This window comes from Bacillus inaquosorum KCTC 13429 (assembly GCF_000332645.1).
GTDB lineage: Bacteria > Bacillota > Bacilli > Bacillales > Bacillaceae > Bacillus > Bacillus inaquosorum.
Genome location: NZ_AMXN01000019.1, coordinates 1 through 10,613 on the forward strand (window position 1 = coordinate 1; position 10,613 = coordinate 10,613).

Consider the following 10,613-nt stretch of genomic DNA (forward strand, 5'->3'; position numbering starts at 1 on the left):
GGAGGAGACAAGCTGAAGCGCGCGGTCAAACAGCCGTACACGCTCGTCAACAACTACGGGCCGACAGAAAATACGGTCGTTGCCACGAGCACAGAAATCAATCCGGAGGAAGGCTCGCTTTCCATCGGGCAGGCGATCGCCAATACGAGAGTGTACATTCTCGGCGAGGGCAATCAGGTGCAGCCGGAAGGCGTAGCCGGAGAGCTTTGCGTGGCGGGACGCGGCCTGGCGCGCGGCTATCTGAATCGAGAAGATGAAACCGCGAAGCGGTTTGTCGCTGATCCGTTTGTGCCGGGTGAACGCATGTACCGCACCGGCGATTTGGTGAAATGGGTGAACGGCGGCATCGAGTACATCGGCCGGATCGACCAGCAGGTCAAGGTCCGCGGCTACCGGATCGAGCTCTCAGAAATCGAAGTCCAGCTCGCCCAGCTTTCTGAGGTACAGGATGCGGCGGTGACAGCTGTCAAAGATAAAGGCGGCCATACAGCGATCGCAGCGTATGTGACACCGGAAACAGCTGACATAGAAGCATTAAAGTCTTCGCTTAAAGAAACCCTGCCGGACTACATGATCCCGGCGTTCTGGGTGACGCTGAACGAGCTTCCGGTTACGGCAAACGGAAAAGTTGACCGCAAAGCGTTGCCGGAGCCGGACATCGAAGCGGGAAGCGGAGAATACAAAGCGCCGGCAACGGATATGGAAGAGCTGCTTGCAGGCATCTGGCAGGATGTGCTCGGCATTTCGGAGATCGGTGTCAGCGACAATTTCTTCTCGCTCGGCGGAGATTCCATCAAAGGAATCCAGATGGCAAGCCGCTTGAACCAGCACGGCTGGAAGCTGGAAATGAAAGACCTCTTCCAGCACCCGACGATCGAAGAGCTCACCCAATACGTGGAGCGTGCCGAAGGCAAACAGGCAGACCAAGGCCCAGTGGAGGGCGAAGTCATCCTGACACCGATTCAGCGCTGGTTCTTTGAAAAGAACTTCACGAACAAGCACCATTGGAACCAATCAGTGATGCTTCACGCCAAAAAAGGATTTGATCCTGAACGGGTGGAGAAAACGTTGCAGGCGCTGATCGAGCACCATGATGCACTCCGTATGGTCTACCGTGAGGAGCCGAAAGACGTCGTTCAATACAACAGAGGACTTGAAGCTGCTTCAGCTCAATTAGAGATCATTCAGATTGAAGGCCAAGCGAAAGATTATGAAGACCGCATAGAGAGAGAAGCGGAACGGCTGCAAAGCAGCATCGACTTGCAGGAAGGCGGCTTGTTAAAAGCAGGCTTGTTCCAAGCAGAAGATGGAGACCACTTGCTCCTTGCCATTCACCACTTAGTGGTTGACGGCGTGTCGTGGCGGATTTTACTGGAGGATTTCGCCGCGGTTTATACACAGCTTAAGCAAGGCAATGAACCGGTTCTCCCGCAGAAAACACATTCATTTGCGGAGTATGCAGAGAGAGTGCAAGACTTTGCGAACTCCAAGGCCTTTTTGAAAGAAAAAGAGTATTGGAGACAGCTTGAAGAACAGACTGTCGCGGCAAAGCTTCCGAAAGATCGCGAATCTGGTGATCAGCGAATGAAACATACAAAGACAATCGAATTTTCGCTGACTGCTGAAGAAACAGAACAGCTCACAACAAAGGTGCATGAGGCATATCACACAGAAATGAATGATATTTTGCTGACGGCATTCGGGTTGGCGATGAAGGAGTGGACAGGTCAGGATCAAGTAAGTGTTCATTTAGAGGGGCATGGACGTGAAGAAATCATAGAAGACCTGACCATTTCCCGCACAGTCGGCTGGTTTACGAGTATGTACCCGATGGTGCTCGATATGAAGCATGCGGATGATCTGGGCTACCAGCTGAAGCAAATGAAAGAAGATATCAGACATGTGCCGAATAAGGGAGTCGGATACGGCATTCTGCGCTATCTGACGGCGCCGGAACATAAAGAAGATGTGGCGTTCTCGATTCAGCCGGATGTCAGCTTCAACTATTTAGGACAGTTCGATGAAATGTCGGATGCAGGCTTGTTCACGAGATCAGAGCTGCCGTCAGGACAGTCGTTAAGCCCGGAAACAGAAAAACCGAACGCGCTCGATGTTGTCGGATACATCGAAAACGGAAAACTGACGATGACACTGGCCTATCATTCTCTTGAATTTCATGAAAAAACGATAAAGACATTCAGCGACAGCTTTAAAGCCCATCTTCTCAGAGTCATTGAACATTGCCTATCTCAAGATGGAACGGAACTGACGCCGAGTGACCTTGGCGATGATGATTTGACGCTGGATGAGCTGGATAAATTAATGGAAATTTTCTAATAGAGGTGGCATATGAGCAAAAAATCGATTCAAAAGGTGTACGCGCTGACACCGATGCAGGAGGGAATGCTGTATCATGCGATGCTTGATCCGCATTCTTCCTCGTACTTCACACAATTAGAGCTTGGGATTCACGGTGCTTTTGATCTTGAAATCTTTGAGAAAAGCGTCAATGAACTGATTCGGTCATACGATATTCTCCGTACGGTATTTGTGCACCAGCAGCTGCAAAAACCGCGTCAGGTTGTATTAGCGGAACGCAAAACAAAGGTGCACTATGAAGATATCAGTCATGCGGACCGAGACCGCCAAAAAGAGCACATCGAGCGTTATAAACAAGACGTGCAGCGCCAAGGTTTTAACCTGGCAAAAGACATTTTGTTCAAGGTGGCGGTTTTCCGTCTTGATGCAGAACAGCTGTATCTTGTCTGGAGCAATCATCATATTATGATGGACGGCTGGAGCATGGGCGTACTCATGAAAAGCCTGTTCCAAAACTATGAAGCGCTCAGAGCAGGCCGGACACCGGCAAACGGCCAGGGCAAGCCTTATTCCGACTACATCAAGTGGCTTGGAAAACAGGACAATGAAGAAGCGGAGAGCTACTGGAGCGAACGCTTGGCGGGTTTTGAACAGCCGAGCGTGCTCCCGGGCCGTCTGCCTGAGAACAAAGATGAATACGTCAATAAAGAATATTCATTTACATGGGATGAAACACTGGTTACCCGCATTCAGCAAACCGCAAACCGCCATCAAGTGACGGGGCCTAACCTGTTTCAGGCTGTTTGGGGCATTGTTCTCAGTAAATACAACTTTACGAATGACGTTGTCTTCGGCACGGTCGTATCGGGACGGCCGTCTGAAATCAACGGGATTGAAACGATGGCGGGGCTGTTTATCAACACCATTCCAGTGCGGGTAAAAGTAGATCAAGATGCTGCTTTCGCTGATATTTTCTCAGCTGTTCAGCAGCATGCAGTAGAGGCGGAGCGTTACGATTACGTGCCGCTCTATGAGATTCAAAAACGCTCAGCGCTCGACAGCAATCTCTTGAACCATCTGGTCGCGTTTGAAAATTATCCGCTGGACCAAGAGCTTGAAAACGGCAGCATGGAAGATCGCCTCGGGTTTTCGATCAAGGTAGAAAGCGCATTTGAACAAACGAGCTTCGATTTCAACCTGATTGTGTATCCGGGCAAAACGTGGACCGTCAAAATTAAATATAACGGAGCCGCCTTTGATTCCGCTTTTATCGAACGGACAGCGGAGCACCTTACCCGCATGATGGAAGCAGCTGTCGATCAGCCGGCCGCTTTTGTGCGTGAGTACGGGCTTGTGGGAGACGAAGAGCAGCGGCAAATTGTCGAGGTGTTTAACAGCACGAAAGCCGAACTCCCTGAAGGAATGGGGGTTCATCAAGTGTTTGAAGAGCAAGCGCAACGGACGCCGGCGAGCACTGCCGTCGTATATGAAGGAGTCGAGCTGACGTACCGTGAGCTGAATAGAGCGGCTAACCGTCTGGCTAGAAAGCTTGTCGAACAAGGTCTTCAAAAAGGGGAAACAGCCGCGATAATGAACGACCGATCGGCAGAAACCGTTGTCGGCATGCTGGCTGTGTTAAAAGCAGGCGCCGCCTATGTGCCGCTTGATCCAGCGCTTCCTGAGGATCGTCTTCGTTTCATGGCGGAGGACAGTTCCATTCGGATGGTATTGGCCGGAAAGTCTTATACAGAGCAGGCACATCAGCTGCAAGTGCCGGTACTTACACTGGACAGCGGTTTTGAAGAGAGCGAAGCGGCTGACAATCTCAATCTGCCATCCGCACCGACTGATTTGGCGTACATTATGTACACATCTGGTTCGACGGGCAAACCGAAAGGCGTCATGATTGAACATAAAAGCATTCTTCGTCTCGTCAAAAATGGCGGGTATGTTCCTGTCCATGAAGAGGACTGCATGGCGCAAACGGGAGCTGTCAGCTTTGATGCCGGAACCTTTGAAGTATTCGGCGCACTGCTGAATGGCGCAGCGCTTTACCCTGTCAAAAAAGAGACGCTGCTTGATGCGAAACAATTTGCAGCATTCCTGCGCGAACAGAGAATCACGGCCATGTGGCTGACATCACCTTTATTCAACCAGCTTGCCGCAAAGGATGCCGGCATGTTCGGCACACTGCGACATTTAATTATCGGCGGAGACGCCCTCGTGCCGCATATTGTCAGCAAAGTGAAACAGGCATCGCCGTCGCTTTCATTGTGGAACGGATACGGCCCGACTGAAAACACGACGTTTTCAACAAGTTTTCTGATCGACCGTGAGTATAGCGGCTCTATTCCAATCGGGAAACCTATCGGAAATTCGACTGCCTACATCATGGATGAGCAGCAGCGCCTGCAGCCAATTGGCGCGCCCGGCGAGCTGTGCGTCGGCGGAATCGGTGTAGCGCGAGGATATGTCAATCTCCCTGAGCTGACGGAGAAGCAATTTCTCGAAGATCCGTTCAGAGCGGGTGAAAGGATTTATCGCACTGGCGACTTGGCAAGATGGCTGCCGGACGGCAATATCGAGTTTTTAGGAAGAATCGACAATCAAGTGAAGGTGCGCGGCTTCCGAATTGAGCTTGGCGAAATTGAAACAAAACTGAACATGGCAGAGCATGTGACAGAGGCTGCCGTGATCATCCGCAAGAACAAAGCAGACGAAAATGAAATTTGTGCATACTTTACGGCGGACCGTGAAGTGTCTGTGAGCGGGCTGAGAAAAACACTGTCTCAATCTTTGCCTGACTATATGGTTCCTGCACATTTGATTCAGATGGACAGCCTGCCGCTCACGCCAAACGGAAAAATCAACAAAAAAGAACTGCCTGCGCCTCAATCAGAAACCGCGCAGCCGGAGTACGCAGCACCAGAAACAGAGAGTGAAAAGAAATTAGCGGAGATCTGGGAAGGGATACTCGGCGTCAAAGCAGGCGTTACCGATAACTTCTTTATGATCGGCGGTCATTCTTTGAAAGCGATGATGATGACGGCGAAAATCCAGGAGCATTTTCATAAGGAAGTACCGATTAAAGTGCTTTTTGAAAAGCCGACCATTCAAGAACTGGCGCTGTATTTGGAAGAGAACGAAAGCAAGGAGGAGCAGACGTTTGAACCGATCAAGCAAGCACCTTATCAGCAGCATTATCCTGTATCCCCGGCCCAGCGGAGAATGTATATCCTCAATCAGCTTGGACAAGCAAACACAAGCTACAACGTCCCCGCTGTACTTTTGCTGGAGGGAGAAGTAGATAGAGACCGGCTTGAAAATGCGATTCAGCAATTAATCAACCGGCACGAAATCCTCCGGACATCGTTTGACATGATCGATGGAGAAGTTGTACAAACCGTTCATAAAAACGTATCGTTCCAGCTGGAGGCTGCCAAGGGATGGGAAGAAGACGCGGAGGAAATGATCAAAGCGTTCATTCAGCCGTTTGAACTAAACCGCGCGCCGCTCGTCCGTTCGAAGCTTGTCCAGCTTGAGGAAGAACGCCACCTGCTGCTCATTGATATGCACCATATCATCACTGACGGCAGTTCAACAGGCATTCTGATCGGTGATCTCGCCAAAATATATCAAGGCGCTGATCTTGAGCTGCCGCAGATTCACTATAAAGATTACGCTGTTTGGCACAAAGAACATGCTGATCATCAAAAAGATGAAGCATACTGGCTCGAAACCTTTAAAGGCGAGCTGCCGATTCTTGATCTACCGGCGGATTTCGAACGGCCTGCTGAACGGAGCTTTGCGGGAGAGCGCGTAATGTTCGGGCTCGATAAGCAAAGCACGGCTCAAATCAAATCACTCTTGGCAGAAACGGATACGACAATGTACATGTTTTTGCTGGCAGCATTCAATGTACTCCTTTCTAAGTACGCGTCACAGGATGATATCATTGTCGGCTCGCCGACAGCGGGAAGAACACATCCTGATCTGCAAGGTGTGCCGGGCATGTTTGTCAACACGGTGGCACTAAGAACGGCTCCTGCGGGAGATAAAACCTTTGCGCAATTCCTGGAAGAGGTCAAAACAGCCAGCCTTCAAGCATTCGAGCACCAGAGCTATCCGCTTGAGGAGCTGATTGAAAAGCTTCCGCTTACAAGGGACACAAGCCGAAGTCCGCTGTTCAGCGTGATGTTCAACATGCAGAACATGGAGATTCCTTCATTGAGATTAGGAGATTTGAAGATTTCTTCGTATTCCATGCTTCATCACGTGGCGAAATTCGATCTCTCCTTGGAAGCGGTCGAGCGTGAAGAGGATATCGGCCTAAGCTTTGACTATGCGACTGCTCTGTTTAAGGACGAAACCATCCGCCGCTGGAGCAGCCACTTTGTCAATATCATCAAAGCGGCCGCGGCTAATCCGAACGTTCGGCTGTCTGATGTAGACTTGCTTTCACCAGCAGAAACGGCTGCTTTGCTTGAAGAAAGACATATGACTCAAATTACTGAAGCAACCTTTGCAGCTCTTTTCGAAAAACAGGCCCAGCAAACATCTGATCATCCTGCGGTGATATCTGGCGGAAATCTGCTGACCTATCGCGAGCTTGATGAACAGGCCAACCAGCTGGCACATCATCTTCGTGCGCAAGGGGCAGGAAGTGAAGACATCGTCGCGATTGTCATGGATCGGTCAGCTGAGGTTATGGTATCAATTCTCGGTGTCATGAAGGCGGGTGCGGCTTTCCTTCCGATTGATCCTGATACGCCTGAAGAACGAATCCGCTATTCATTAGAGGACAGCGGAGCGAGAATTGCGGTCGTGAACGAAAGAAATATGACGGCCATTGGGCAATATGAAGGAACAATCGTCAACCTTGATGACGCAGCGTGGAGAAATGAAAGCAAGGAGCGCCCATCACCGATTTCCGGATCTCGTAATCTTGCATACGTCATTTATACGTCGGGTACGACCGGGAAGCCGAAGGGGGTGCAGATCGAGCATCGCAATCTGACAAACTATGTTTCTTGGTTTAATCATGAGGCGGGCCTGACGGAAACCGATAAGTCTGTTTTGCTTTCGTCTTACGCATTCGACCTGGGCTATACGAGCATGTTCCCTGTTCTTCTGGCAGGGGGCGAGCTCCACATCGTGCCGAAGGAAACCTATACGGCACCGGATGAAATTGGGCGTTATATCAAAGAACACGGGATCACATATATCAAACTGACACCGTCTCTGTTCCATACGATGGTGAACACGGCCAGCTTTACAAAAGAGCCAAACTTTGAATCCTTGCGCTTGATTGTCTTGGGAGGAGAAAAAATCATCCCGGCGGATGTTCTCGCCTTCCGCAAGGTGTATGGGCATACCGAATTTATCAATCACTACGGCCCGACTGAAGCGACGATCGGCGCCATCGCCGGACGGGTTAATCTGTCTGAACCGGGCGCATTCGCGAAACGCCCGACAATCGGACAGCCGATTGCGAATGCCGGCGCGCTTGTCTTAAATGAGGCGTTACAGCTTGTGCCTCAAGGAGCGAGCGGCCAGCTCTATATCACGGGGCAGGGGCTTGCGAGAGGATATCTCAACAGGCCTCAGCTGACAGCCGAGAGATTTGTAGAAAATCCATATTCACCGGGCAGCCTCATGTACAAAACCGGAGATGTCGTACGAAGACTTTCTGACGGTACGCTTGAATTTATCGGCCGGGCTGATGATCAGGTGAAAATCCGCGGCTACCGCATTGAGCCGAAAGAAATTGAAACGGTTATGCTAAGCCTCAGCGAAATTCATGAAGCGGTTGTGCTAGCGGTTTCCGAGGGCGGACTTCAAGAGCTTTGCGCGTATTATACGGCGGATCAAGACATTGAAAAAGCAACGCTCCGGAACCAGCTTTCACAAACACTGCCGTCTCATATGATTCCTGCTTTCTTTGTGCAGGTGGACGCGATTCCGCTGACGGCAAACGGGAAAACCGACAGAAACGCATTGCCGAAGCCGAACGCGGCACAATCCGGACGCAAGGCCTCAGCCGCACCGGAAACAGCGCTTGAAGAGAGCCTATGCCGCATTTGGCAGAAAACGCTTGGCATAGAAGCGATCGGCATCGATGACAATTTCTTCGATTTAGGCGGCCATTCATTAAAAGGAATGATGCTCATCGCCAACATTCAGGCCGAATTGGAGAAAACCGTACCGCTTAAAGCGCTGTTCGAGAAGCCGACTGTTCGCCAGCTTGCGGCTTATATGGAGGCATCGGCAGTTTCAGGCGGCCATCATGTACTCAGACCGGCTGACAAACAGGATATGTACCCATTGTCATCCGCGCAGAAACGGATGTATGTACTGAATCAGCTTGACCGGCAGACGATCAGCTACAACATGCCATCTGCTCTTCTGATGGAAGGCGAGCTTGATATTTCGCGTCTGCGCGACTCACTGAATCAGCTTGTGAATCGACACGAGTCATTGCGCACATCATTTATAGAAGCCAATGGTGAGCCTGTTCAGCGCATTATTGAGGAGGCGGTGATTGATCTTCATGTGTTTGAAGCGGAAGAAGATGAAGCGGAACAAAAGATCAAGGAATTTATCCGGCCATTCGACCTAAACAATGCGCCGCTCATTCGTGCGGCTTTGCTTCGAATAGAAGCGAAGAAACACTTGCTGCTTTTGGATATGCATCACATCATCGCTGACGGCGTATCAAGAGGCATTTTTGTAAAAGAATTGGCGCTGCTTTACAAAGGAGAACAGCTTCCGGAGCCGGCGCTTCATTATAAGGATTTCGCCGTTTGGCAAAATGAAGCTGCGCAAAAGGAACGGATGAAGGAGCATGAGGCGTACTGGCTCTCGGTTCTTTCAGGCGAGCTGCCGGAGCTTGATCTTCCGCTCGATTACGCCCGTCCGCCTGTGCAAAGCTTTAAAGGGGACACGGTCCGTTTCCGTACGGGAAGCGAGACGGCAAAGGCGGTAGAGAAACTGCTTGCAGAAACCGGAACGACCTTGCACATGGTGCTTCATGCTGTTTTCCACGTGTTTTTAAGCAAAATTTCCGGACAGCGGGATATCGTCATCGGCTCCGTCACTGCCGGCCGGATGAATGCCGATGTCCAAGACATGCCGGGGATGTTTGTCAATACGCTTGCCTTAAGAATGGAAGCGGAAGAACAGCAAACCTTTGCAGAGCTTCTGGAGAAAGCGAAGCAGACGAACCTGTCAGCGCTTGAACATCAGGAATATCCGTTTGAGGACTTGGTCAATCAGCTTGATCTTCCTCGGGATATGAGCCGAAATCCATTGTTTAACGTAATGGTGACGACAGAAAATCCTGATAAAGAACAGCTTACATTGCAGAACCTAAGCATTTCACCTTATGAGGCCCATCAGGGAACGTCTAAGTTTGATCTGACATTAGGCGGATTCACTGATGAAAACGGCATCGGCCTGCAGCTCGAATATGCGACTGATCTGTTCTCAAGAGAGACGGCTGAGAAATGGAGCGAATACGTTCTCCGTTTACTAAAGGCTGTTGCGGAAAACCCGAACCAACCGCTTTCCAGCCTGTCAATCGTCACTGAAACAGAAAAACAAACGCTTCTGGACGCATGGAAAGGCAAAACGCTCCCTGTGCCGACAGACAAAACCGTTCATCAGCTATTCGAAGAGACCGCTCAGCGCCACAAAGACCGCCGGGCTGTTACATACAACGGCCAGTCATGGACGTACGGCGAGCTGAATGCGAAGGCAAACCGTCTCGCACGGATTCTGATCGACTGCGGCATCAGCGCGGATGAGCGCGTCGGCGTCCTCACGAAGCCGTCGCTTGAAATGTCCGCTGCGGTGCTCGGCGTCTTAAAGGCGGGGGCGGCGTTTGTGCCGATTGATCCTGACTATCCGGATCAGAGGATTGACTATATTTTACAAGACAGCGGCGCGAAGCTTCTCTTGAAACAGGAAGGCATTTCAGTTCCGGATAGCTTCTCAGGAGACGTCATTCTTCTCGACGGGGATCGCACGATTCTAAGCCTGCCGCTTGATGAAAATGATGAGGAAAATCCAGAGGCGGATACAAACGCGGAGAACCTCGCGTACATGATTTACACGTCTGGAACGACCGGACAGCCGAAGGGTGTCATGGTTGAGCACCATGCGCTTGTGAACCTGTGCTTCTGGCACCACGACGCGTTCAGTATGACAGAGGAAGACCGCAGTGCGAAGTACGCGGGCTTCGGATTTGACGCCTCCATTTGGGAGATGTTCCCGACCTGGACAATCGGCGCCGA

2 protein-coding genes are annotated in these 10,613 nt (G+C 50.8%); both read left to right on the forward strand.

The annotated features are described in order from the left end of the window. The coding region (locus BSI_RS00065; protein WP_032732426.1) for a condensation domain-containing protein at nt 1-2,337 on the forward strand (2,337 nt) is incomplete at its 5' end. A gap of 12 nt (nt 2,338-2,349) precedes the next feature. After that, on the forward strand, nt 2,350-10,613 hold an 8,264-nt coding region (gene srfAB / locus BSI_RS23370), incomplete at its 3' end, for a surfactin non-ribosomal peptide synthetase SrfAB (RefSeq protein WP_032732427.1).